The 25,119-nt window shown below is 61.3% G+C and carries 23 protein-coding genes; 14 read left to right on the top strand and 9 right to left on the bottom strand.

Features of this window, described 5'->3' with window-relative positions; translation table 11 throughout:
• Positions 1-180: 180 nt before the first annotated feature.
• From AC1DVN_RS25155 to AC1DVN_RS25125, 7 genes are all read left to right on the top strand, one after another.
• Positions 181-1,083, top strand: coding sequence for an Lrp/AsnC family transcriptional regulator (locus AC1DVN_RS25155; RefSeq protein ID WP_019745816.1), 903 nt, complete (start codon positions 181-183; stop codon positions 1,081-1,083).
• A gap of 79 nt (positions 1,084-1,162) precedes the next feature.
• Positions 1,163-1,819, top strand: a complete 657-nt coding sequence (locus AC1DVN_RS25150; protein WP_477994326.1) for a FadR/GntR family transcriptional regulator — start codon at positions 1,163-1,165, stop codon at positions 1,817-1,819.
• Positions 1,816-2,619, top strand: coding sequence for a class I SAM-dependent methyltransferase (locus AC1DVN_RS25145; protein ID WP_020909528.1), 804 nt, complete (start codon positions 1,816-1,818; stop codon positions 2,617-2,619). Before AC1DVN_RS25150 ends, AC1DVN_RS25145 begins: the two co-directional genes overlap by 4 nt.
• A gap of 56 nt (positions 2,620-2,675) precedes the next feature.
• On the top strand, positions 2,676-3,227 hold the full coding sequence (locus AC1DVN_RS25140; RefSeq protein ID WP_020909529.1) for an acyl-CoA thioesterase: 552 nt from the start codon (positions 2,676-2,678) through the stop codon (positions 3,225-3,227).
• A 45-nt stretch (positions 3,228-3,272) separates the two neighbouring features.
• Entirely contained in the window at positions 3,273-4,553 is a 1,281-nt protein-coding gene (locus AC1DVN_RS25135; protein WP_084325879.1) for an NAD(P)/FAD-dependent oxidoreductase, read from the top strand.
• Positions 4,554-4,622: 69 nt separating this feature from the next.
• Positions 4,623-4,946: a DUF6292 family protein gene (locus AC1DVN_RS25130; RefSeq protein WP_019745820.1), complete on the top strand. Its 324-nt coding sequence runs from the start codon at positions 4,623-4,625 to the stop codon at positions 4,944-4,946.
• Between the two features lie 80 nt (positions 4,947-5,026).
• A complete protein-coding gene (locus AC1DVN_RS25125) occupies positions 5,027-6,448 on the top strand; it encodes a DUF2252 domain-containing protein (protein ID WP_019745821.1) in 1,422 nt (473 codons plus the stop codon).
• A gap of 4 nt (positions 6,449-6,452) precedes the next feature.
• On the opposite strand, the gene AC1DVN_RS25120 is transcribed toward AC1DVN_RS25125, so the two are convergent.
• Both AC1DVN_RS25120 and AC1DVN_RS25115 read right to left on the bottom strand, forming a co-directional pair.
• Entirely contained in the window at positions 6,453-6,710 is a 258-nt protein-coding gene (locus AC1DVN_RS25120) for a WhiB family transcriptional regulator (protein ID WP_042953210.1), read from the bottom strand.
• A gap of 19 nt (positions 6,711-6,729) precedes the next feature.
• Positions 6,730-7,269 carry an HNH endonuclease gene (locus AC1DVN_RS25115; RefSeq protein ID WP_031333862.1) on the bottom strand — a complete coding sequence of 180 codons (540 nt, stop codon included), beginning with the start codon at positions 7,267-7,269 and terminating at the stop codon, positions 6,730-6,732.
• Between the two features lie 334 nt (positions 7,270-7,603).
• On the opposite strand from AC1DVN_RS25115, the gene AC1DVN_RS25110 reads away from it, so the two are divergent.
• On the top strand, positions 7,604-8,614 hold the full coding sequence (locus AC1DVN_RS25110) for a threonine aldolase family protein (protein WP_279163444.1): 1,011 nt from the start codon (positions 7,604-7,606) through the stop codon (positions 8,612-8,614).
• A 1-nt stretch (position 8,615) separates the two neighbouring features.
• Here AC1DVN_RS25110 and AC1DVN_RS25105 read toward each other — a convergent pair whose 3' ends face one another.
• Positions 8,616-9,470, bottom strand: a complete 855-nt coding sequence (locus tag AC1DVN_RS25105; RefSeq protein WP_019745825.1) for an LLM class flavin-dependent oxidoreductase — start codon at positions 9,468-9,470, stop codon at positions 8,616-8,618.
• Positions 9,467-10,330 carry a patatin-like phospholipase family protein gene (locus AC1DVN_RS25100; RefSeq protein ID WP_042953212.1) on the bottom strand — a complete coding sequence of 288 codons (864 nt, stop codon included), beginning with the start codon at positions 10,328-10,330 and terminating at the stop codon, positions 9,467-9,469. Before AC1DVN_RS25100 ends, AC1DVN_RS25105 begins: the two co-directional genes overlap by 4 nt.
• Before the next feature lie 54 nt (positions 10,331-10,384).
• Between AC1DVN_RS25100 and AC1DVN_RS25095 the strand changes: the two genes are divergently transcribed.
• Positions 10,385-12,070, top strand: a complete 1,686-nt coding sequence (locus tag AC1DVN_RS25095; RefSeq protein WP_477994325.1) for a dihydroxyacetone kinase family protein — start codon at positions 10,385-10,387, stop codon at positions 12,068-12,070.
• Positions 12,071-12,171: 101 nt separating this feature from the next.
• Positions 12,172-13,794 carry a long-chain fatty acid--CoA ligase gene (locus AC1DVN_RS25090; protein WP_477994324.1) on the top strand — a complete coding sequence of 541 codons (1,623 nt, stop codon included), beginning with the start codon at positions 12,172-12,174 and terminating at the stop codon, positions 13,792-13,794.
• An 87-nt stretch (positions 13,795-13,881) separates the two neighbouring features.
• Here the strand turns inward: AC1DVN_RS25090 and AC1DVN_RS25085 are convergent, their stop codons facing one another.
• From AC1DVN_RS25085 to AC1DVN_RS25075, 3 genes are read right to left on the bottom strand one after another with little or no spacing between them, the layout of a single operon-like run.
• Positions 13,882-14,508: a TetR/AcrR family transcriptional regulator gene (locus tag AC1DVN_RS25085; RefSeq protein ID WP_020909537.1), complete on the bottom strand. Its 627-nt coding sequence runs from the start codon at positions 14,506-14,508 to the stop codon at positions 13,882-13,884.
• Between the two features lie 12 nt (positions 14,509-14,520).
• The gene (locus AC1DVN_RS25080; protein ID WP_172932727.1) at positions 14,521-15,282 is read right to left on the bottom strand and encodes a 3-hydroxyacyl-CoA dehydrogenase; all 762 of its coding nucleotides are present in this window, start codon (positions 15,280-15,282) and stop codon (positions 14,521-14,523) included.
• A gap of 28 nt (positions 15,283-15,310) precedes the next feature.
• Positions 15,311-16,504, bottom strand: a complete 1,194-nt coding sequence (locus AC1DVN_RS25075; RefSeq protein ID WP_172932728.1) for a thiolase family protein — start codon at positions 16,502-16,504, stop codon at positions 15,311-15,313.
• A gap of 367 nt (positions 16,505-16,871) precedes the next feature.
• Here AC1DVN_RS25075 and lanKC point away from each other — a divergent pair, with 367 nt between their 5' ends.
• A complete protein-coding gene (gene lanKC, locus AC1DVN_RS25070; RefSeq protein WP_477994323.1) occupies positions 16,872-19,454 on the top strand; it encodes a class III lanthionine synthetase LanKC in 2,583 nt (860 codons plus the stop codon).
• Between the two features lie 629 nt (positions 19,455-20,083).
• Here lanKC and AC1DVN_RS25065 read toward each other — a convergent pair.
• Positions 20,084-20,707, bottom strand: a complete 624-nt coding sequence (locus tag AC1DVN_RS25065; protein WP_092765526.1) for a hypothetical protein — start codon at positions 20,705-20,707, stop codon at positions 20,084-20,086.
• A 526-nt stretch (positions 20,708-21,233) separates the two neighbouring features.
• Here AC1DVN_RS25065 and AC1DVN_RS25060 point away from each other — a divergent pair.
• Both AC1DVN_RS25060 and AC1DVN_RS25055 read left to right on the top strand, forming a co-directional pair.
• Entirely contained in the window at positions 21,234-21,353 is a 120-nt protein-coding gene (locus AC1DVN_RS25060; protein WP_117435002.1) for an LPXTG cell wall anchor domain-containing protein, read from the top strand.
• A gap of 457 nt (positions 21,354-21,810) precedes the next feature.
• Entirely contained in the window at positions 21,811-23,049 is a 1,239-nt protein-coding gene (locus AC1DVN_RS25055) for an HNH endonuclease signature motif containing protein (protein WP_092765525.1), read from the top strand.
• 126 nt (positions 23,050-23,175) lie between these two features.
• On the opposite strand, the gene AC1DVN_RS25050 is transcribed toward AC1DVN_RS25055, so the two are convergent.
• A complete protein-coding gene (locus tag AC1DVN_RS25050; protein ID WP_092765524.1) occupies positions 23,176-24,063 on the bottom strand; it encodes an SDR family oxidoreductase in 888 nt (295 codons plus the stop codon).
• Positions 24,064-24,295: 232 nt separating this feature from the next.
• Here AC1DVN_RS25050 and AC1DVN_RS25045 point away from each other — a divergent pair.
• Positions 24,296-25,119, top strand: an 824-nt coding sequence (locus AC1DVN_RS25045) for an AurF N-oxygenase family protein (RefSeq protein ID WP_477994322.1), incomplete at its 3' end; no start/stop codon positions are given.

Genomic DNA, 25,119 nt, shown 5'->3' with positions numbered 1-25,119 from the left:
GCGAAAACTACGCCCTGACCTGGAGCTATGCAATGCATCAAAGTTTCAGACCAGGTGGTACACAACTTTTTTGTACAAGTTTTCGAGCATTTCTGCACTTATCCACATCATCTATGCCCACATGCGACTGTTCTAATAGGAAGCTCATACAGAAAAATCTCTGGAAAAGTTGGGGCATCCATGACGGTCGATCTCGATTCCAAGCTCATCGCTGCTCTTCAACGCAATGGGCGAGCGACGTACCGCGAACTGTCCGTGGCCGTCGATGCCCCACGCGCGGCAGTGTCCACCAGGGTGCAGGCACTACTCGACTCGGGAACGGTGTCCGTGGTTGCCGTCGCACACCCCGAACTTCTCGGCCTGAAGGCACTCGCACACGTGTCGATCGCCGTGTCCGGACCGATGACCCCGGTACTGGACGCGTTGATCGAATCCGAGGCTGCCGTCTACATCTCGGCAGTCAGCGGGCAGTACAACGTGATCGCGGAACTTCGGGTGTCCAGCCACGACGATCTGTACCGCGCTATCGCCGAACTCCGCTCACAGCGTGGCGTCAGATCCGTGAGCACGCTGGTCTACGTCGACGTCATCAAGGGAATCTTCATGCCCGAGACCGCTTTACAAGCCGACATCCGACTCGATTCGACGGACGTCACCTTGATCGAACTGCTCGAACGCAACGGGCGCATGCCATTTCTCGAGCTGGCCGAACACACCGGCCTGTCGCCGAGCGCTGTGCGCAATCGCGTCAATCACCTGATCGCGAGCACGGCACTGCGCGTCGGCGCTGTCGTCAAGCGGCGAGGTGGTGGCCGGACGCTGGCGATGGGCATCGGCGTCAATCTGGGCTCACGGGACGACAACGCGGTATCGGAGATCGAGTCCCTGCCCGGAATCGAATTCCTCGCGCGGACCCTGGGACGGTACGACGTGATCGCGACGGTCGCCGCCAACTCGTCCAACGACCTCCATGCCCTGTCCGAGCGAATCCGGGGCATCGACGGTGTCAGCGGCTTGGAATCGTGGGCGCATCTCGAGGTTTTCAAGGAGCACTACGCCCGCAGCCTGGACGTACGCGGATAATTCCCAAGTCATTGACCCACTCGTGAGAGCACGCTAACCTCGGACAAAGTCATTGACTCACTTACCCGAGGTGGCACACATGTCCGACTCCGGACGCAAGGTAGACATCGTCGCTGCGGCAATCGAGGAGGCGATATCGACCGGCCGATGGCCCGTCGGATCAAAACTCCCGCCGGAGACCGCACTGGTCGAGGAATTGGGAGTCGCCCGAAACACCATGCGCGAAGCGGTACGGGCGCTTGCACACGCCGGAGTTCTGTCCGTTCGTCACGGTGGCGGCGTGTACGTCATGGCGGCGTCGCCGGTCGAAGGACTACTCGGGCGCAGGCTCGCCAGAGGTGACATTCTCGACGTACTGAGCTTGCGACGCGGACTCGAGGTCGAAGCCGCGCGACTTGCAGCGCAGCGCCACACCCCCGAAGATCTCGCGCGGATACATGCAGCCTGGAATGCCCACCCCGGTCACGTCGGCGGCTTCACTGTCGAAGCCGGCATGGCCCTGCACCTTTCGATCGTCGAGGCGTCCCACAATTCCGCACTGATCGACGTCTACCGGGGAGTCCTTGCCGCCGTGACGGATTCACTGTCCGCCGTCAGTGTCGGTCCAGGTTTCCACGTCGACGAGCACCGACCCTTGATCGCTGCCATCGAGGAACGCAACCCCGACGAATCAGCGCGCGCGGCGGGCGCAGCGCTCGATACGGTCATCGACGCAGTCGAAAGGAGCTTGGCGTGAATCAGGGAAACTGGAACGGTACGACGTATTCGCCTCTTGCCGAGCAACTCTCACCGGCATCGACGGAGGCACTGCGCTCGATCGGGCATGTGAGCACGGTGTACGACGTCTGCGCCGGAACCGGGAACTTTGCGCTCCCGGCGGCTCAGTCAGGCATGACGGTCCACGCACTCGACCTCTCCGCCAGCCAGCTCGAGGTCGCACGCAAACGCTGGATTCCCTACCCCGGCACTACCCAACCCACCTTCACGATCGGCGATGCGCAGTCTTTACCCTGGCCGAATTCGAGTGCCGACGCCTGCGTCAGCATCTTCGGGATCATCTTCTGCCCCGACCCCTCGATTGCCCTCGCAGAGATGATGCGGGTGACCCGGCCAGGCGGAAAGATCTGCGTCGCGACGTGGTCGGAGAACGGGTGGGCAGCAGCACTCCGCCGGGAGGCCGCCTCGGCGTGGAATGGCATCACACCACTACCGACGACATGGTCGAGCTCGAGCGAATTCGAGAAGGCAGCAGCCGGATTGGAGTCGGTGAGCTCGGCCTCCCACCTGCTCGAGTGGCAACTACCAGCCGGATCGGATCCCGTCGAGGAACTGTGCGACCAGGCACCGGCGTTGAAGAACTTTCGCGAGGCCGTTCGAAGCACAGGGAATTGGGCTTCGATGTCAGCGCACCTCCGCTCGACGCTCGAGCCCTATCTCAGGTCGAGTGCGCCAGGCCCCGTCGCCACCAGCGAATACATCCTCCACGTTGGCACTGTCCCGAACTCTGACACCGCGTTCTTCCGAACGCGCGGGTAACCCTCTTTGCCGGATACGGTCTCTTCACCGTCCACCGACCCGAAGAGGCCCGCTCGATGTCCGAATCGAACTCCCTGCCCGAATTGAAGCAAGCATCGCAGCAAGCATCGAAACAAACGTTGTCCATGACCGTCCTCATGACGCCGGACATGTCCAATTTTTCGGGCAACGTTCACGGCGGAACGATTCTGAAGTTTCTCGACCAGGTCGCCTATGCGTGCGCGAGTCGATACGCCCAGACGTACGTCGTGACCCTGTCGGTGGATCGTGTGGTGTTCCGCGAACCGGTGCATGTCGGAGAACTCGTCACGTTCAGCGCTTCCGTCAATTACACCGGGCGCACCTCGATGGAAATCGGAATACGCGTCGAAACCGAAGACATTCTTCTCGGAAAATCTCGACACACCAATAGTTGCTACTTCACGATGGTCGCAATGGGCAGCGACGGAAAACCGGCCGAGGTACCCCAACTGCGGCCGACCGGAACAATCGCGAGGCAGCGATTCGAGGCCGGTCGTCGGCGTCGTGAACTGCGCAGAGAGAACGAGCTTCGTGAACAGTCCATCCGGGCTGCAGTTCGGGACTTAACGCCCGAACACGATGACTAAATCCAGTCAAATTTAAGTTATAACCTTATGCATTAAACTGATCGAGTGACTTCGAAGGCACGGGAAAACTATGACGTTGTAATTGTCGGCGCGAGCATCGCAGGATGCGCGGCCGCAATCATGTACGCCCAGCAAGGTCTGCGGATAGCGCTTCTCGACGCTCGCTCCGACATCCGGGCGCACAAAGTCCTGTGCACTCACCACCTACAACCCTGCGGTGCCCCGATCTTGCAACGACTCGGCGCCACGGAAAAACTGCTCGCCCTGGGAATGGTGGAAACCGTTCCGAAATTCTGGACCCCGTGGGGAATGATCACCCCTGATGCTGAAGAGAACTCACCGCCGCCTGGATTCAACGTCCGAAGGGAAACTCTCGACCCCCTCCTGCGCCAACTCGCGAACGACTACCAGAACGTCGACCTTCTTCTCGGACATCGTGTTTCCGGACTACTGACCAAGAACGGCACTACTGCAGGCGTCTACGGCACCGAACAGGGTTCGGCCTTCACTGTCGAAGCACGATTGACCGTCGGAGCAGACGGCAAGGATTCGACCGTCGCACGATCCGCGCGTTGCGACTCGGTGAGTGCGTCCAACGGGCGCTTCAGCTACTTCGCTCAACTCTCCGGACTCGAACGACCCGACGGAGAATCTTCATTGTCGTGGTTCATGGATCCCGACGTCGCCTACCTGCTCCCCAACGACGGCGGGATCAGCGTGCTGGTCGTCTTCCCTGCCCTCGACAAGCTCGGCCCGTTCACTGACGACCTGTCTACTGCTTTCCTCGCGTACGCCAACGCATTACCCGGCGCTCCGCCTGTTCGCCGAGAGCACATCGTCGGGAAGATCGTTGGTACCAAACACTTCTCCACAACCCTCACCGACCCGGTAGGTAACGGGTTCGCACTCATCGGCGACGCCGCGGCAACCAACGACCCGTTATGGGGCATCGGATGCTCGTGGGCACTGGAGACCGCTCAGATGCTGGTCGACGCGACCGCCCAAATGCTGACGGAGACGACGTCACACACACTCGACTCGCATCGGAACGTGAACGCTGCCTTGGCCGAATACCGCAGTGCCAGAGCGAGTATGACGAAACACATCGATTACATGAGCGGTTACGCCGGTGGGCGAAAGTTCACCGCGATCGAACGTCTGCTCATCTCCGCGGCCACACATGACCACGACGAAGCCCAAAGGTTCTACTTGTTCGGTTCCCGGTTGATACCCGCCGAGCAGTATCTCTCGACTCGCTCGGTCGCGCGGGCAGCACAAAAACATCTCAGACACCGTCTGCGTCGTAGATCTGTGGCCGGGACGTAATCTGCCAAGCGTTTTTTCGGCGCCGGCAACGGGGAACCCTCCGATCGCAACCGAGCCGGAGGAGCGACCATGCGTGCACACATCGCCATTCCGAGTGAATCGACTTGTCACAGGTACGTAGTCGCCGTCGCCAGCTCCACCTTCGCCGAATCGGTCATCTGGTGCGACGGCCCCGCGTTCGACGCAGTACTCGTTCTGGGCAGCGAGATTCCGCAGCACAGTGGCCACCGAGCCGTACTCGCCTGGAATCACTACTTCGGGTGGGCGCTCGGCGTGGAAACGACACCGGATACGTCGTTCGCCGTTGTCGAATGCCTCGGTATCGGGAGAATGCCGGACCCGGAACTGTGCGCCGACCGCGCTGTCGAGTTGATTGCCCAGGCGGGTAGTTAAGGAACTCGTCGCGCGGCGCGCAATCCAGCGGGCATAGGATCGAGCGCGAGTTTCGCACGCCCGACGAAAGAGAGCCCGACATGGACCCGGTGAACAGGCCTGCCGGTCAGCTGGCTCTCGAGAACGAACCGGACGGCAGGGCGACTTTGCGGGCGCGTCAGACGCCCCGCAGTGAGCGTCGCAAAATCGGGAAGGGCCTGCGCAAGCGAGTAGCACGATCGTCGCTCGGTGACTGGACGCCCCCGCCCAACCGACGCGATCCGGTCGATCAGGTCAACACGGCACACGAGGGAAGACTCGACTGGTTGGTTCCGATTCGTGTGGGACGCATGGTCGCTTCACCGTACGGCTTCCTGCGCGGTACCGCCGGCTTGATGGCAGAGGACATGGCGCAGCTCCCGTCCACCGGCATCACTCCCGTCATCTGTGGGGATGCGCACGTCGGAAACTTCGGGTTCTACGGGTCCCCGGAACGCGAACTTGTCATAGACCTCAACGATTTCGACGAAGCACATCCGGGCCCCTGGGAATGGGACCTGAGAAGGTTGGCTGCGAGCATCTGGGTGGCCGGGCGGCAGAACGGTCTCACCGAAGCTCAATGCGAAACAGCGACAACCTCGTGTGTGTCCGCATATCGCCTCCACTTGGCAAAGCTGTCCGAGCGTCCACTGTTCGATCGCTCCTTCGACCGGGTCGATCTCGACGGACTGACCGACCACGTCACTGATCCCGGGTTGCTGGCCGAGATCCGCCGCGCCGCGGAGCGCGCACGACGGCGTACGAGCGATCACGCGGTGCCGCGGTTCACTGTGGAGGATCACGGACGGCGCCAGTTGGTCGAGAACCCGCCGCTCACAACACGACTCACGCCGCAGGACACCGACTTCCTCCTGGAGGGTCTGGACGAGTATCTCGAAACCCTTGCACCACACTGGCGCCGAGTCGTCTCGGGATACAACGTCATCGACGTTGCGCACCGGGTTGTCGGAGTCGGAAGCGTCGCTCTGCGTGCGTATGTCGCCCTGTGCGAAGGGAGCATCCCGGACGACGTCATCTTCTTGCAGCTCAAGCAGGCTCGCCGATCCGTCGTTGCCCCCTTCGTGCACGGCGACTCGGCCTGGCACGACCACCAAGGACGACGCGTCGCGGAATACCAGCAGGCTCTCCAGACAGTCAGCGATCCACTGCTCGGGTGGTGCACCGTGGACGACCGCCAGTACTACGTCCGTCAGTTCCGGAACATGAAAGGTTCTGTGGACCTGAACAATATCGATGCAGCAGCCTTGACCGACTATGTCGCGATCTGCGGTCGCCTACTGGCCAAGGGACATGCACGAACCAGTGGCGCGTCACTGATTTCCGGTTACCTGGGAACCTCGGACACGGTCGACACCGCCCTCACTCGGTTTGCTCGGCTCTACGCCGATCAAACCGAACGTGACCACGACGCTCTGTGCCGGGCGGTATCGGCCGGTACGATCGCCGCGGAGCCGGGAATCTGATCCCTCACGCCGCGACGATCCTGCCCTGCTCGAACTTCACTCCACCCCAGATTCCGGTCTGACCAGTGGCAGAGGCGAATTCACGACACGATTCCGCAATCGGGCACCTGTTGCACACGTCGGTCGCGTAGTCGTATCCCTCGGACGGGAAGGGAAACCAGCGGTCCGGCTCGGGGTCTCCTCGACATTCCGCCTGCCACCAGGTTGGGTCGTCCGAGATCGGCAGAAGCTCAGCCAGATTCGAGATTTCGTCAGCGCACATCACTTACTCCTTTCGACCGTCACGTCCGACTCAATTCACGCCAGATCTTCTGCTGCACTTTCTCGATGCGTCGAGGTGCCTTCGGTTCCCACAGCAGCCGCATGCCGGCCTCAGCCGGTGTGCGATCCGCTTTGCGCTGATTGCAGGAACTGCAGCACGCCACCAGATTTCCCCACGTGTTGGGCCCGTTGCGGCTTCGCGGCTGGACGTGGTCGATGGTCGTTGCTCTGGCGGCGCAGTACGCACATTGACGACCGTCCCGGTCGAAGATGCCGGCGAAGGTCGCTCGGCTGGAATCGGTGACCGTAACCCGGTGGGCGACATACACGTACTCGGCAAGCAGGATCGTCCGAGGCAGTGGGATCTCGACGTGCTTGGAGCGCACCGGAAATATCGGGATCACGTCTTCGGTGGACTGCGCAGAACCGGTGGCGATCAGGACGACCGCACGATCGGCGCTCACTTCACCGAGGTACTCGTACGTTGCGTTGAGTACCCGGACGGACCGGTTCATCCAACTGTGAGAAGCGGCGGTAGATGCGCGGTTCGGGTTCCGCATGAGACGTCTCAGTTCATGTCGAGGAGTGGAACTCCTGGACGTGAAGACGGGTCAGGAGCAAATGCAAGAAACGGGGAACGGCATATATCCAGCGCCACTCTGTTCCCCGAATGCAGGAAGGGAAATGCCGCGGGGTGAGTGCCCGCGCAGGTGCAACGCTTGCTTCGAGTCGCGCATGCCTGTCCCTTCCACTTCTTGTTCTCTTCACCGACGATTGCCGGCGCCCATCATCACACGGAAGGCATCCTCAGCGATATTGATTTATCACGCCGGAATAGCCGTCCAGCAAAGGCCGCGGTTTGACGCCGGAACACGCGGCTTGATCGAATGAGCCATGACTTCGTCGTACATCGACCTACGCTCGGACACCGTCACCAAGCCTGATGCGGAGATGCGGAAGGCGATGGCTGACGCCGAGGTCGGTGACGACGTCCTCGATCACGACCCGACCATGGCGGCGCTCGAGGAAGAGGTCGCACATACTCTGGGCTTTCCGGCGGCCTTGTGGGTACCGAGCGGATCGATGGGCAACCTGATTGCGCTGATGCTGCACCTTCGCCGCGGCGATCAGTTCCTCGCACCGGAACACTCTCACGTCTTGGGGTCAGAGTTGGGCACCGCTGCTTGGCTCGCACAGGGAATGCCGATGGCGCTGCCGCACGACGGCGGACCCGGACGTCCCAGTCCCGAGACCGTCGTGAAGGCGGCGGGCTCCCCCGGCCCGTACTTCACGTTGAACACCACGCTGCTCTGTCTCGAGAACACCCACAATTTCGCCGGCGGCGCCGTCATGAATCCGACGGAGTGGACGAAACTGGTCGACGGGGCGAGATCACGCGGCTTGAAGATTCATCTCGACGGCGCCCGCCTCTGGAATGCCGCTGCTGCACTCGATGTTTCGCCCACCGAACTGACTTCCGGCGCCGATACCGTCCAGGTGTGCCTGAGCAAGGGACTCGGTGCGCCGGTCGGCTCGATTCTGGCCGCATCACCTGAATTGATCACCGAAGCCCGAAGGATCCGCAAGATGCTCGGCGGCGGCGTTCGTCAGGGCGGGGTGCTTGCCGCAGCCGGCATCGTCGCGCTTCGCTCACAAGCTCGCCTGTCCGACGATCACGACAATGCGCAACGCCTGGCGTCGGGCCTTCGTGAACGCGGTTGGGCTGTCGACGAACCTGCAACCAACATCGTTCTCGCCGCCACAGCCGATCCGTCGGCCACCGTTGCTCAGCTCGCCGCCGTCGACGTCGGTGCGGTCACCGTCGCCGGGAAGGTTCGGTTCGTGACACATCGAGACGTGAGCACTGCCGACATCGACGAGGTTCTGTCCCGACTAGCCGCCTGAGCTACACCATCAGCGGTTGAACCTCCTGCGCGACAAGGCGAATGAACTCACGGACGTCCGGCTCGTCAACGGTCGGTTGGAGTACCACGGTGGTTGCACCCGCGTCCACCCATCGCACTGCTGCTGCCGCAACGTCGGCCGCGGTCCCCACGGCAATCGCTTCCGCAGGCGATTCGCACCCTGACGCTGCGGCCTCGGCAAGGGCGCGCTCACGACCGCTGGAACCAAATGCACAGATGACGTAAACGACCACCTCGAGATCCTGCGCTCCGATATGAGCGATCGCCCGGCGAACGCCTTCCGGGGTCGTCCCACCCGAGAGCACGGTGCCCTGCGCCAACTCACCACTGAGCGCCAAAGTCTTTGGCCCCGTGGCACCGACGAGCAACTGCGGCACCTTCTCGGGCGGCCACGCCAGCTTGACGTCCGTGAGATTCACGTATCGGCCGGATACCGTCACCGACTCACCGCGCAGTAATCGTTCGAGTGCTCCGAACTGCTCCCGGAGGAGGGTCAACGGCGATTCGACCTTGGCGCCGATCTGCCGCATCCAACTCTGAACGCCGTGACCGAAGCCAACACGCAGTCGATCCGGATGAACTCTGGCCAGCGCCGAAATCTCCATCGCCGTGATCGCGGTGTTGCGCATCGGAGTCGGCAGCACACCGATCGCCACTCCCAGGCGCGTGGTTTCGGCCAATACAGTTGCAGCAGTGGCTATTCCTCCACCGAAGAAGCAGTCCTCCCACAGCCAGACCTCGTCGATACCGACTTCGTCGGCATACCCCGCATGCCGAACCAGATCTTCCGGGGATTGCTCCGGACGCAGGACCACGGCAATCCGTGCGGCGCTCATGCCGTCACCAGAAACGCAGCGATCTCGTCAGCTGTTCGGCGACCCTGTTCGCGTCCGAGTTCAGCTGCCGGGCGCCTTGTCGCCGGCGAGAGGGAGTTGGTTCCGATCGCTTCCACGACGGCGTCGTCGGCGAAGATCGCCAGTACCCGTGACTGCGTCATCGCGTCGATTTCCTCTCGTAGGCTGCCGCCCAGCAGATTCGGGGCGGGATCGGCAGCAGGTGAAAGAACCACGACCACATCGCAGTCGGCAGCCAAATGAACATTCGAGCCACTTGCCATTCCGCCGTCCATGTACCGGTCGCCCTCGATCATGACTACCGGCCACACCCCTGGTACGGCGCAACTTGCTCCGACTGCGTCGATCAGTTCTACGCCGTCAGCACTGCCGAACACCCTCAACTCACCGGTTTGTGCGTTGATCGCCGGGATGCGCAACTCCCGCTCGGGCCACAACCGATTGGGCAGCCTTGCCTCGATGACCGCACGACGCACGGCGGGTTCGACGGTGTCGGCGGCCATCGCTGCCTCGCCGAGCGCACGAAGTTGTTCGGACCGATCCGCGGAGCCCGCGATCGCGTCGACGAACATCTGACCGAGGACCTCGACATCTACCTCCGGATCGATCTCACCGGTCGCAGCGGCCGTTTGTGCGTCGAAAAGCTCCTGAAGTGTCGCGCCGCCCGCAATCTGAGCAGTCACGGTGGAACCTGCAGAAGTGCCGATCAATACGTCCGCTGCCAGCAGCGCTGCGGCAGCGTCCGGCGATTTGTCCTGAACGCCCAACAGAAAACCGGTTTCCCAGGCGATTCCCGCAACGCCGCCACCGGCAAGTACCAACCCCAATTTCACGCCGTCCACCTCTCGTCGATCACGATCCGTGCCCGAAGTCGACGTTAGACCTACTCTGAAGTGATGTTCATGCGCAGCGCAAAGACATTTGTTCCCGACGCACTCCGCGGGTTGATCGCATCCACCGACGACATCGCGTGGAACCCCGATCCCGGATACCTCACTCGTGCACAGCCCCTTCCGCGCGGGCGAGTCGCGCTCGTCTCCGGCGGCGGCTCGGGTCACGAACCCATGCACGCCGGATTCATCGGCGAAGGAATGCTCACGGCCGTCTGTCCCGGGTTGATCTTCAGCTCACCCAACGCACTGCAGATCCATGAAGGATCCAAAGCTGCCGACGCCGGTGGCGGCGTCCTGCACATCGTGAAGAACTACACCGGCGACGTGATGAATTTCGGTATCGCACGGGAACTACTCCGCGAGGACAAGATCGACACGGACGTCGTCTTGGTCGACGACGACGTCGCGACCGAACGCGCAGACGGTAGCGGCCCGGGGCGACGCGGCACTGCGGCAACGATCGTGGTGGAGAAGGTCTGCGGCGCGTCGGCCGCCCGCGGTGACGACCTGGCCGAGGTGACCCGGATCGGACAACACGTCGCGCACTCGGCTCGCAGCATGGCCGTCGCTCTTCGCCCATGCACCTTGCCGGGGGCTGACGAGCCGTCGTTCGACCTACCGGACGGGCAGATGGAACTTGGTATCGGAATCCACGGCGAACGCGGCACAGAACGCGTGGACGCCCTGCCCGCACCGGAATTGGTGCGACGGCTGACGGATCCGATCATCGAGTCCCTGAGTCTCGCCGAAGGTGATCACGTCATTGCAGTCGTCAACGGGCAGGGAGCCACCCACCCAATGGAGCTGCAACTACTGTTCGCCGAACTCGGAGATTATCTGGCCGACCAGGGAATTCACATCGAGCGGACGCTGATCGGAACGTTCGTCACTGCATTGAACATGGCCGGAGCATCCATCACCCTTGTTCGCACAAACAAAGAAATCCTCGAATTATGGGACGCGCCAACAAAAGCGCCCGCCTGGCCGAATGCTATGGCACGTGAGTACAGCGGCATGGGCAAGCGTGAATCATTCGGTCCCACATTCACACCCGACACCTCACGCACTGCCGAAAGCAGCTTCGTCGGCGGCTGGATTGCGGACTGGGCCGCGAAGGTACTGGAGCAGGAACCTGCCCTGACCGATCTCGACCGACGAGCAGGAGACGGCGACTTCGGGACCAACATGGTGGCCGCACTGGATCAGCTCGATATCTCGGCGATCCGTGACACCTATTCCACTGCAACGATATTCGATGCAGTCTCCCAGGCGTACCTCGGTCACGCCGGCGGTACGTCCGGCGCGTTGTTCGGCATCTGGTTCCGGCATTTCTTCCGCGTCGCCGCAGACTCGGGAGACTCCGAACTCGACCTCGGCGCGATCGCGACTGCAGCACGGGCGGGGCTCGACAACATCACCTCGCTCGGCGGCGCACGCGTCGGCGACAAGACGATGGTCGACGCGATAGTTCCGGCGGTCGAGTCGTTGGAGCAATCCGTGAACTCGGGAGCCGATCGGGACGCTGCTCTGGCCAGCGCAGCGGCAGCGGCGGCGGCCGGCGCGGAGTCGACCGAAACCATGCTCGCGAACCGCGGACGTGCAAGTTATGTGGGCGAAGCCGCTCGCGGAGTGGTCGATCCGGGAGCGCTACTCATAGCGTGGTTTTTCGCTAGTGCAGTGGGTCACTAGCGAGCACTTCGCAGCTGTGACTAATCTGGCAGCCACAGCACATCGTTTGTGAGGGCCCGTGGGCAAAAGCACCGGTCTCACACACCACACAGGAGCAGCCCATGCTGAGCACCATGCAAGACGCCCCCCTCTCCATTGCTCAACTTCTCCGCCACGGTGCCTCCGTTCACGGCGCTTCCGAGGTTGTCACGTGGACCGAGTCCGGCCCGCGCCGTGTGTCATACGCAGACGTCGGCAAGCGCTGCGCACAGCTTGCGCACGCCCTGCGCGGACTCGGTGTCGAGGGTGACGAGCGAGTCGCCACGTTCATGTGGAACAACTCCGAGCACCTCGAGGCGTACCTGACGATCCCCTCGATGGGTGCTGTGCTCCACACGCTGAACATTCGCCTGTTCCCCGAGCAGTTGATCCACGTCGCCAATCACGCCGAGGACCGCGTGATCATCGTCGATCCGTCCCTGATTCCGCTTCTCTCTCCGCAGCTTCCGTCGCTGACAACCGTCAAGCACATCATCGTCACCGGTTCCTCCACTGCGGGACTCGAAGCTCCCGAGGGCGTGCAGGTTCACACATACGAGGGCTTGATCGCCGATCAGCCAACCGAGTTCGACTGGCCCGAGGTCGACGAACTCAGTGCTGCCGCAATGTGTTACACGTCCGGCACCACGGGCGACCCCAAGGGCGTCGTCTATTCCCACCGCTCGATCTACCTGCACTCCATGCAGGTCTGCATGAGCGACGGCCCCAACCTCGCGCAGGGCGATCGTGCACTCGCGGTGGTGCCTCAGTTCCACGCCATGTCGTGGGGACTTCCCTACGCTGCGTTCATGATCGGCGCCTCGCTGATCATGCCCGATCGCTTCCTCCAGCCTGCTCCGTTGGCTGCGATCATCGCCAGCGAGAATCCGACGTTCGCCGCGGCCGTACCCACCATCTGGCAGGGCCTGCACCTCTACCTCGAGCAGAACCCACAGGACATCTCCTCGATGCGTGAGGTTCTGATCGGCGGCTCCGCTGTACCGCCTGCCCTCATGCACGCATTCGAAGCCGACCACAACGTCTCCGTCCTGCACGCCTGGGGCATGACCGAAACCTCCCCACTCGGATCCGTTGCCCGCCCGCCGGCCGGTGTCACCGGCGACGCGATGTGGAAGTACCGCTACTCTCAGGGCCGCTTCCCGGCATCCGTCGAGGCACGTCTCATCGACGACGACGGCAAAGTTGTTGCACACGACGGCGTTTCCGTCGGCGAGCTCGAAGTGCGCGGCCCCTGGATCACCGGGTCGTACTACGGCGTCGATGCGGAAGACAAGTTCAACGACGGCTGGCTCAAGACCGGTGACGTCGGATCCATCACGGCCGACGGCTTCCTGAGCCTGTCAGACCGCTCCAAGGACATCATCAAGTCCGGCGGCGAATGGATCTCATCGGTCGACCTCGAGAACGCCGTCATGGGTCACCCTGACGTCACCGAAGCTGCCGTCATCGGCGTGCCGGACGAGAAGTGGGACGAGCGCCCGTTGGTCGCGGTTGTTCTGCGCGCCGGATCCGAGACCACGATGTCCGAACTCCAGCAATATCTTTCGGACAAGGTAGCCAAGTGGCAGCTCCCCGAGAACTGGGCTGTGGTTCAGGAAGTTCCGAAGACGAGCGTCGGCAAGTTCGACAAGAAGCGCCTGAGGGCCGACTACCACGAAGGCGGACTCGAAGTCACTCGCCTCTGACACGGAGTGAGTGCTGAAGCATGAATACTGAAGGTGGGCAACAGGTTTTCAATCTGTTGCCCACCTTCGTTTAACGAGCAATGCACTTTACGGACGATAACCGACCGTGTGAAAAGCGATGTCGACGTACTTCTGCGCCAATTGCGTCGGCGACATCGGCCCGCCGGTCTGGAACCAACGCGGCAGTGACTGCGCCATACCGAGTATGGCCCGGACGGTCTCCTCGGTGTCGGTGACCGCGAAATCTCCCGATGCCACACCGTCGTCGACGATCCTGCGCATGAGCAACTCGAGCCGCTTACGACTGGCGGCGTATCGACTTCGGCTTTCCGGTGAGACATGCCGAATCTCGGTGTCCAACGCAGCATGCCGCGACCGGTGGGTCATGTAGAGAACAATTGCCTCCACCACCAAGGCGAAGCGTCGTACCGGATTTTCGCCGGCTTCCACCTCTGCCGCTTCGGTTCTGGTATTCAGCTCACTCATCGAGATCTCGAACAGAGCGACGAGGACTGCCTCTTTGTTCGCGTGGTGATAGTAGAGCGCGGGAACGGTTACCCCGACACGGTTGGCAATCTGCCGCACCGTCGTGCCGTGGTAACCGTTCTCGTCGAACAGCTCGAGCGAAGCCATCAGGATGTCGGTCATCACCAGCGGCGGGAAAGTCCTCCAGTCCACTGCCACCGAATTCACGGGCTCCACCTCGCCAGTCATGAATAGCCGAAATTACCGCGGTGCCATACGGATTGCACCGTCGAGGCGGATCGTCTCACCGTTGAGCATAGGGTTGGAGACGATATGCGCAGCAAGCGCGCCGTACTCGCTGGGATCGCCCAGGCGAGAGGGGTGAGGCACCTGCTGACCCAGCGACGCCTGGGCTGCTTCAGGCAGTCCGGCCAGCAACGGGGTCTTGAACAGCCCGGGAGCGATGGTGTTGACGCGGATCAGCAGCGACGCGAGGTCACGGGCGATGGGGAGCGTCATACCGACGACGCCACCCTTCGACGCGGAGTACGCAGCCTGCCCGATCTGACCGTCATAGGCTGCGACGGAGGCGGTGTTGATGATGACGCCGCGTTCACCGTCGATGGGTTCGGTCTTCGAAATACGTTCCGCAGCAAGACGAAGAACGTTGAAGGTGCCGATCAAGTTGACGTCGATGACCTTCTTGAACGCGTCGAGCGGGAAAGCACCCTTCTTGCTGACAGTCTTGACTGCGTTGCCGATTCCGGCGCAGTTGACTGCCACGCGCAGGGGTCCGAGGGACTCGGCCACGTCGAGTGCAGCGGTGACCGCAGCCTCGTCGGTGACGTCTGCAGCCGCGAAGCGGACCCGGTCGCCAAGTTCCTTGGCGATGGCTTCACCGTTGGACGACGGAAGGTCGACGATGACGACGCTGGCACCGTCGGCAAGAAGGGCTTTGGTCGTAGCCAGGCCGAGGCCGGATGCTCCACCGGTGACGACGGCGACGCTGTCGTTGACGATCATGAGAGTTCCTTTCGAAAGGTTATGTGTTTCAGATGCGTTCGATGATGGTGGCGTTGGCCATGCCGGCGCCCTCGCACATGGTCTGCAATCCGTAGCGTCCGCCGGTGGCCTCGAGGTGGTTGACCATCGTGGTCAACAGTCGAGTACCCGAGGACCCCAGGGCATGGCCGAGTGCAATCGCGCCGCCCCACGGGTTGAGCTTTGCCGGGTCGGCGCCGAACTCGTGAGCCCAGGCGAGTGGAACGGGAGCGAAGGCCTCGTTGACCTCGTAGGTGTCGATGTCGTCGATGCTCAGACCCGCGCGAGCGAGCACCTTGTGGGTGGCTGGGATGGGTGCGGTGAGCATGAAGATCGGGTCGTCGCCCGCAACGGAGAAGGAGTGGAAGCGTGCTCGCGGCGTCAGCCCCAGCTTCGACGCCATTTCTTCGCTCATGATCAGTGCTGCGGACGCGCCGTCGGTGAGCGGCGACGAGTTACCGGGAGTGATCGACCACTGCGCCTCGGGGAAGCGCTGCGCGTACTTCTCCGAGTAGAACGACGGCTTCAAACCGGCGAGTCCCTCGGCGGTAGTAGACGCGCGAACCGTCTCGTCGACGATATGCGAGACGGTCTCACCGGCGGCGTTGGTCACCGAGATCGGCAGAATCTCCTTGTCGAAGAGCCCCTTCGCCGCTGCCTCTGCTGCCCGCTGGTGGGACTGCGCGGAGAATGCGTCGAGAGCGTCGCGGTCAAGCTTCCACTTGGCGGCGATCAATTCTGCAGAGATTCCCTGGTTGACCAGGCCTTCGGGGTAGCGAGCCGCGATGCCCGGACCGGAAGCATCCTTCCCCATCGTCGTGGTACCCATCGGGACACGACTCATGGATTCGACGCCTGCCGCGATCACGATGTCGTAGGCCCCGGCGATCACGCCCTGCGCCGCAAAGTGCGCAGCTTGCTGACTTGATCCGCACTGGCGATCGATCGTGGTGGCGGGTACCGACTCGGGGAACCCTGCCGACAGGACCGCGCTGCGGGTGATGTTGAGCGCCTGCTCACCGGCCTGGCCGACGCAACCGCCGATCACGTCGTCCACCAGGGCGGGGTCGAGGCCGTTTCGCGAGGTGATGGAACGCAGAACGTGGGCCATCAGTTCGACAGGGTGCGTCCCGGACAGCGCTCCACCCGGCTTTCCCTTGCCGGACGCGATCCGGACTACATCGACGATCACTGCCTTGGTCATCTTCGTTCCCTTCGAGGACGTGCATTGCTGGGGCGGTCCGGCACCCGAGTTCGTGGCACCGGATGCCGGACCGAGATCGTGGGAGCATCCTGACTTAGCGCTCGCTAAACACTTACCACCGAGTCGGACCGTCCGTCAAGAGAGGGCTACCGAACTCGAAGCAAATATGGACGGACAAAAAAGTTGGACGATCAGGAACCCCTGACCAACGCCCTTCATTAGTACTTTCGAATGATAGGTTTTCAATCTTCGCCCGAAATGTCCGGAATCGGATAACCTTCCGCCACAAGCAATCCAAGCCACAGGGGATTCGGGGCGTGGCACCAATCGATGACAAACCGCAGGGGGACTGACCCGGAGGTAGAGCGTGGACCTGCGATACGTTGCATTCATACGTGCCGACTCGCATTTCTACGACCGAATCAGAACGGCCACTCGACCTGACGCACCGACTGACCAGCACTTTAAGCCTGCAAAGTCGGTGGACTGGTCACTCTGGCGACGCGGTCCCCAAAGCGGACCGTGGAACTACTTCCAACCGCCTGACAGCGTGCTGCCAGAACAGGGATGGAAGATTCACTGCTCCGCTACCCAAGCCAACGCGCAGGAGCTGCTCGATACCGTCTCCGCGTATTGCGGCCACAATCTGGTGCCTTTCAAATTTCTTCGGACGGCAGCAGACCTCATGTTCTCCAACAGCAAGCAGGCCAATCGAACATCCAGCGGAAAATTCATCACGATCTATCCGGCGGATAGCGTTGCCACACAACGTGTCATCACCGAACTGGACGAGCTTGTCACGGCTGCCGACGGGCCATACATCCTCAGCGATGTGCGATGGAACCGGGGACCACTGTACTTACGGTACGGCGCGTACCTGCCCATGCACACCAACGATTCATTCGGCGATCGCGTCCCGGCAATACGGCGCCCTGACGGATCGCTCGAACCCGATCTGCGCGGCACTTCCTTCAGAACTCCAGACTGGGTACAAATCCCGGACTTCGTTCGCGCGCAGCAAGACAAGCTGAAATCACGCGACGCCTTCCCCTATTCGATCACTGAAGCCCTGCACTTCAGCAACAGCGGGGGGATCTACTCAGCGCTGGACGACGCCGGCATCAATCTGGTCATCAAAGAGGGTCGACCCTTCACCGCCCCGGACGCCAACGGCCGGTACGCAATCGACCGCATCCGCAACGAGTACGACACGCTGACTCACCTTGCCGACAACCCGTACTCACCTTCCGCGCTCAACTTGTTCGAGCGCGAAGGACACCACTTTCTTGTCACCGAGCGCGCTCCCGGCGCTCCCCTGAATCAGGAGATTGCGCTCCGCTATCCGCTGATACGCGCGGATCAGACACTCAGCTCCCGAACGGAATACAGAACCTGGGCGCTCGACATCGCACAACAGTTGACCACAGCAGTCGAGAGCTTCCACAACGCCGGAATCGTTCATGCCGATCTTCACCCCGGCAACGTGATGTGCTCACCGTCCGGTATTCGGATCATCGATTTCGAGATGGCCCACAACATCGACGAGCAACCGCCCCGGTCCACCGGGGCTCCCGGGCACACCGCACCGCAACAGTTGACAGGAATCGAGGCAGATCGATACTCCTTGGGATGCATCGAGCTGGGACTCTTTGTTCCACTTACTACATTGCTCCCCCTCGATCGCAACAAGATTCCCGAACTCATCGGCTACGCGGTGTCTCGATTCGATCTTCCTCGTGCCTTCTGTGCCTCGCTCTATTCGATGCTCGACGCACAGCCGCCGGAACCGGAGGATCACCCGCATCGTTGGGACACGTCGTCGAGGGAAACCTTGCAACGTATGGACGCTCGATTGCGCTGCGGCATCCTCACCTCACTTGATCTCTCCCGCGCTGATCGACTCTTTCCCGGCGACATCGCCCAGTTCGAAGTAAACGGTTACGGCATTGCTCACGGCTCGTGCGGAAACCTACTCGCCGATGATCTTCCCACCGACACCTTGGAGACAGTTCTGGAATGGACTGAACATCAAGTTGATTCGGATACGCAACCACGGTTCGGTTTCTTCGACGGGCTCGCAGGTGCGGTGCATACCTTTCGGCAGCTAGGACGACACTCGACTGCCGACAGATGGGTCGAGACTTTGCGTGGAGTCCCACTCGACGATCTCGACTCCAGCCTCTTCGGCGGCCTTTCCGGAATCGGGTGCCTTCTACTCGAGGAATCGGAGTCATGTCCGGCGGCATCGTCAACTCTCGCTCTCGTCACCGAAACTCTGCGGGATCGCCTTCCGGCTGCTCGCGCACACGTCCGCTTCACCGACGGAACATCTTGGGCGACAACGGGTCGCGGAGGCTTGATGAGAGGGCCGAGCGGGCAAGCGCTGTTCTGGACTCGCCACTACGAACGGACCGGTGATCCTCGATCGCTGGAACACGCGCGACAGCTTGTCGACATCGACCTGTCCGTGATGCAGATGTGCCCTGACGGTTCGATGCAGCTGAGAGAGGAGCGCCGGACAATGCCGTACCTCGGATCGGGATCCGTCGGCGTGGGCCTGGTACTTCTTCAACTTGTTCGACATGTCGACGAGCCGCGCTACGCGTCTGCGCTACTTGCCATATCCCGCGCTGCCGCCGTCGAATTCACTGCCCAAGCCGGACTACTCAACGGGCGAGCCGGGCTGATTCTCTTTCTCGGCGAACTCTCCAAGAGTCCATATGCCGGCGCCGATTGTGAGCAGACGCTTGCCCAGCAGTTCCAGCTTCTGGGCTTACACAGCCTCAATCACGCAGGAGGACTGCACTTTCCAGGTGAACAGAACCTGAGACTCTCGACAGACTGGGCAACCGGATCTGCAGGAATACTGGCGTCGCTCCGACATACCGGATCGGCAACTGCCCGACAGTCGTTTCCACTGATGTGCGCGTCGAACTGCCACATCGCCTAATTGTTCGGAAGTTATCACCCACGGCAGATTGGAGCACAGAAGTACCAGGCGAAAAACCTGGAATGAAATCAACACCGCAAGCAAACTCGATCGATCAAATCCATCGGCAAGAACGCCGATCAACAAAGGAAATGACAATGGACGCTATTCTCTCCCTTCAAGATCTGTCAGTCGCCGCCGGCAACGTCGGAGACGCAGGCCAGCTCGAGCAGAACGCGGCAATCAGTTCGCTCAGTTTCTTCTGCCTCTGACCTCAGGCCGATACCTCGGAGAAGGTCCGGGGTATCGGCTTTCGGAATCCGTGCGGATCACCAGACGAACAGTATTGTTTCATCATGAGACGCATCCGCACTTCACCGAGCTGTATTTGCCGATGATGTGCGCGACCTGGCGGCAATGCCGAGGGCAGATCGGGCGGCCAGCGGCGGTGATATTCCTCCTGATCCTGACAGCCGCGTTTTCAGGTTGGTTCGTTCAGCGTTCGGCGAGAGTTGGGACTTCGGGGACATCTGCTCACGCTGGTACGACGGAGGTGGCAGTTGCCGCACCGACACCGCCTTGACCTTCACGACGCTTTTCGTACTCCTACTTCCCTTCGCCTCCGGAATGCTGGTCGGGTGGTTTGAGTTTCAATAGCTGTCAACGACAAGATGAGGGAATCGGTACCATCCGCCCCCGATGTCTTCCAACTGGAGCTGATTGAAGGTCTTGTCGGACACGCCATCGGGTGCGTACACCCAGCCGGGATTGTCCAAGATATCCAATCCGTCTCGTGCGTCAAAGAAATAGACGTGGCCTTCACTGCTGACGTTGGCGTAGGAGATATCGAATCTGCCGATTCGTAGATCACGATGATACCCATCGGAATAGGGATCGTCAGGTTCTTGAAGTAGTTGCTGTGCAACGGTTTCGAAGTCTGCCCGATACTGATCGAAATGTGGCTGCCCCGCGGCCGCGATCCCGAGTGCGATCACCACGAGAACCGGAACAGCGACATCGGACCACAACCATCGGCGTCGCTGCCACCAGCACACTCCGAGCAGCACGATTGCAACACTCGCCGTGAGGACCCAGAGAACGACCGCACCGGCGATCGAGAGTGCACTATCCGCAGGTTCGGGCCAGGTGAGATGGCATTTCGCTGCGACATACATCGCCGACGCCGACGCTGCGATAAGTGCGTTTACCAAAGCAACCCAACGAAGTGCACCGGACCTTCTCGTTGCCTGCGAGTTCGACACTGCCTGATCCATTCGATGAGAATAGCGAGCTGTTTGTCGCGGACTAGCAGTAACCACTTCCCCGATCTCACGATCGATTGTTTCTCGGCACGGAGAAAGTGTCCACGGTGCTATCTTTGCTGACTATGGGAGGCAGGGCTGCGAGGATGGCCGATTTTAACTACCGATGTCAGGAGAGTTCGGCGACTCCCAAAGTCGACAGGTCAATTTTGAGCACGGCTGGATTCGGTGGATCGCAGCAACCAATACCATCGTCACCTCGTGATGACGTGACTGTTGCGGGCGAGTCGTGAAGATTCGATTATTACGAGCAAGCCAAGCGTCTTTAGCAATATCGCTGATCGCACTAACCTTGGTCTATTTGTTGGACGCATTTTCTTTGCGCCTCCAACATCAGCCCAGCTGGTGCATTGATCACTATGGAATCCCATCACGATTCAATTATCTCCTTCCCGACCGGGCGGAGAGGGTAGCGGCAGGAATTACAGACTTCTGGGGATGGTTCCCTCCAGGCATAAGCTGTACATTCACTGATGCAGTGACCAAAGAAAGCGAAACGGTGGCACCGGCCGCGGACAGGTCGCACATCGTCGTCGTTCTTGTGGCGCTGATCATGATCTCGGCGGTCGGCGTATTGTTCGGCCGCCGGAAGCGCTGAAGATTGGTTTTGGCTCGGGACTGCAGATGCGCACTCGACACCAGACCGATGAGTAATAAATCGGTGTCCGTCGTGTCCGGCGCTTCCACTACTCGTCGATCTTCGCGAATCCACCAGCCTTGTTCGAGGGCATTTCTCGCGGGTCCTGGTGGTCTTCGTTCCCATTACGCTGGCGATGACACTCCTGGGCCTGGTGCTCGGCTGGACCCATGCGCTTGCCGGGGACAGGCGGCAACATGATCGACGCCGATTACACAATGTGCTGGGGCTCAGACAATTCCGACGTGATGCTGTTACGCTCCGGGTTGATGGTGGCGCTCGCACTCGTCGGCGCACGTGGACTACGTCGGCGACCCGCCTATAACCGAATGTCCGAAATGTCGAAATCGATTTGATAGCAGCAATTTTCGATCAACAATCTCTTGTGTTCGAAACTTTGTTCGATTAAACTTTCGGTATGAACAGTCGGGAAGCATGGCAGCTGGATGGTGAGGGCCTCAAGGGTGAGGTTCTGGATCTGGTGCGCGCCCGGCACGAGTTGCAGTCGCGGATGGTGTTGCTGATCGTGGAGATGTTTTCCCGTGAGGTTCTCGGCGGGAAGGGTTTTCGGTCGATCGCGCAGTGGTTGCACGGTTCGACGAATCTGGAGATCGGTGAGTGCAGTCTGCTGGTCGGTTTGGCGCGGTTGTTGATGCTCGAACCTGTTGTGGGCGATGCGTTTCACCGGGGTGATGTTGATGCGTTGAAGGCCCGGCAGGTGGCGTCGTTTTGTCAGCATCCGCCGAAGAACATGACCCTGGCGGATGTGGACAAGGCCCGCGGGATTCTGCTTCGGTTGGCGTCGAAGAACATCGCGGATTGTGATGCGGTGCGGGCGGCGATCCGGCGGATCGAGAAGCAGTACGGAAAACGGGAGGACGGGGTCCCGGTCGGCGAGGATTCCGAACGTAACGAGTTCTACGCCTCGAAAGGCTTGTACGGCAGAGTGACTGTGAAGGGTGATCTGGATGCGGTCAACGGGGCCCGTCTGATCACGTTGTTGTCGAGTTTGTCGGCGCCGACGCCGGAGAAGGACGGTGTCAAGGACACGCGTACTCCGGCATTACGGCGTGCGGACGGGTTTTGCGAGTTGTTGCGCCGGTATGAGCGGGCGGGGTTGGGTCCGATCGAGGGCGGCGTGAAACCACACATCACGGTCACCGCGTCCGCGAAAGACATGACGGACCTGCAGGCGTTGAAAGACCTGTTGCCGTCCACCGAGGAGCTGGGATTCGCGTGGACGGATTGGGTGGGCCCGATCAGTATCGACACTGCCCGGATGCTGGCGTGCGACTGCACCGTGACGCGGATCTTGTTGGATGAGAATGGTGTTCCGCTCGACTGCGGTAAGGAAGCGAGAACGGCGACGGTTCCGCAGCGGCGGGCGTTGGCGGTTCGTGATGGTGGGTGCGCGTTTCCGGGGTGTGGGACGCCGTCGGGGTGGTGCGATGCTCATCATATTGTTCACTGGAATGATGGTGGCCCAACAGATCTCGACAATCTGATCTTGTTGTGCGGCCATCATCATCGGACGATGCACCACACGGAGTGGCGGGTGGAGATCGGTCCGGATCGGAAGTCGGTGTTCTATCCACCGATGTCGATCGATCCGTATCAACAGCCGATCGGCGGGAACAGCCCACCCACAGCGGCGTGAATCGCGAAAATCGAATACATCAGCACCGGGGACGAACCATGCCCCGGTGCTGGTGCACGTTTCTGGTCAGATCCCAACCCCTCAAATCCCAGCCCCTCAGATCCCAGCCCCTCAGATCCCAGCCCCTCAGATCCCGGCCCTTCGCACGAGAGCGTCAGTGACAGAAGGGGATACAACGTCAATCGCTCGTAACAGCCCCGCGTACCGCGGATACAGCTCGACGGGACGCGTATTGATCGCCCGCAAGATCCACGATGCAGCTTGATCGGCCGTCAGCGCCGGCTGGCTCACGTAATCCGCCGTCGGCGCGATCATCGGTGTTCGTATGAGTGGGAATTGCACTGTGGTGACATCGACACCGGTGCCGTGACATTCCGCGCCGAGGCTTCGGCCGAAGGCACTGAGAGCAGACTTCGACGCGTGGTAGGCACTGAACCTCGGCATCACGCCGGCAGTGACTCCCCAGGTTCCGACGTTGATGATGTGTCCGGACTTCGCCTCGAGCATCGCGGGCAGCAGACGCAACGTCAGTCGTGTAGGTCCGAAGTAGTTGAGTGCCATGGTGCGCTCGTAGTCGTGGAATCGGTCGACCGAATCCAACGCGGTACGCCGGATCGAGCGACCCGCATTGTTGACGAGGATGTCGACCGACCCGAATCGATCCGCGATCGTCTCCGCGAGTTCGTCGACGGCTTCACCGCGGGAGAGGTCCGCAGGCACGATGTGCGCCCACCCTCCCCTGCGGTGGATCTCGTCCCGTACGTGTTCGAGGTTTTCCTGACCGCGCGCGACCAGGATCATCTCGGCTCCCCGACGAGCCAAGAGATGAGCTGTCGCCTCGCCGATCCCCGAGGAAGCTCCTGTCAGAACGATCGTCTTGTCGGAGAGCGTGACACCGCGTGACGGAACAAGAGAGCGCAGACGCGTCGGCGGACTCAAGGCAATATTGCTGAGCAGCGTTCTGATCACATCGGCCTCGGTTCGATCTTCGCGTGCGTTTCGGTGCGAACCCATCCCTGAACAGCCAACTTCGAGCGCACCGCGGAAATTACTCAAAAGTAAGTTATGGCGCCGTTTCGACCGTGTCAAGAATTCGTCGAGATCCAGGAGTATCTGCCACTAGCTTTTCCTGATACCTCGGGTTACATTAAACCCAGACCGAGTGCCAGCGATCACACAACCGGCCCTCGATTCCACCGAACACCGCGAGAAATACCAGCGGTGACCGAAACGAAGAGGAGACGCCATGACGCTCACATCGCCGCTCGACAAGCGCGGAGAAGCATCCGACGACTCGTACAACGAGACGCTTCGACTCCTGTCCGAGGGCTCGGTGCACAAGCACTTCGACCCGTACCTCGACATCGACTGGGACTCCCCCGAGTTTGCCGTCGTCCCGAACGATCGCCGCTGGATCCTCCCGGCCGAGACAGACCCGCTGGGTGCTCACCCCTGGTACCAGTCGCAGTCCGAGGCCAGGCAGATCGAAATCGGCATGTGGCGCCAGGCCAATGTCGCGAAGGTCGGTCTCCAGTTCGAGAACATTCTGATCCGCGGCATGATGCAGTACGTCTTCTCGCTGCCCAACGATTCGGCCGAGGCGCGCTACTGCACGCACGAGTCGGTCGAAGAGTGCAACCACACGATGATGTTCCAGGAGATGGTCAACCGCATCGGTGCCGACGCTCCCGGCATGAGCCGTCCGATGAAGATGCTTGCACCCTTCATCCCCCTCGCTGCGGGTCCGTTCCCCGAACTGTTCTTCGTCGGTGTCCTCGCCGGTGAAGAGCCGATCGACCACATTCAGAAGAGCATCCTGCGCGCCGGCGGCCAGATCCACCCGATCATGCAGTCGGTCATGGCCATCCACGTAGCCGAGGAAGCGCGTCACATCTCGTTCGCGCACAAGCTTCTGAGCCGTCGCATCCCGCTGATGTCACGCCCGAACCGGTTCGTCCTCTCGCTGCTGTTCCCGATCGTCATGCGCATTCTCTGTGACGCCATCGTCATCCCGCCGAAGTCCTTCTGGAAGCAGTTCGACATCCCGAAGTCCGTGAAGAAGGACCTGTT

The sequence above is a fragment of the Rhodococcus sp. P4_E4 genome (assembly GCF_056401575.1).
This window is presented reverse-complemented; position numbering and strand designations above follow the sequence as displayed.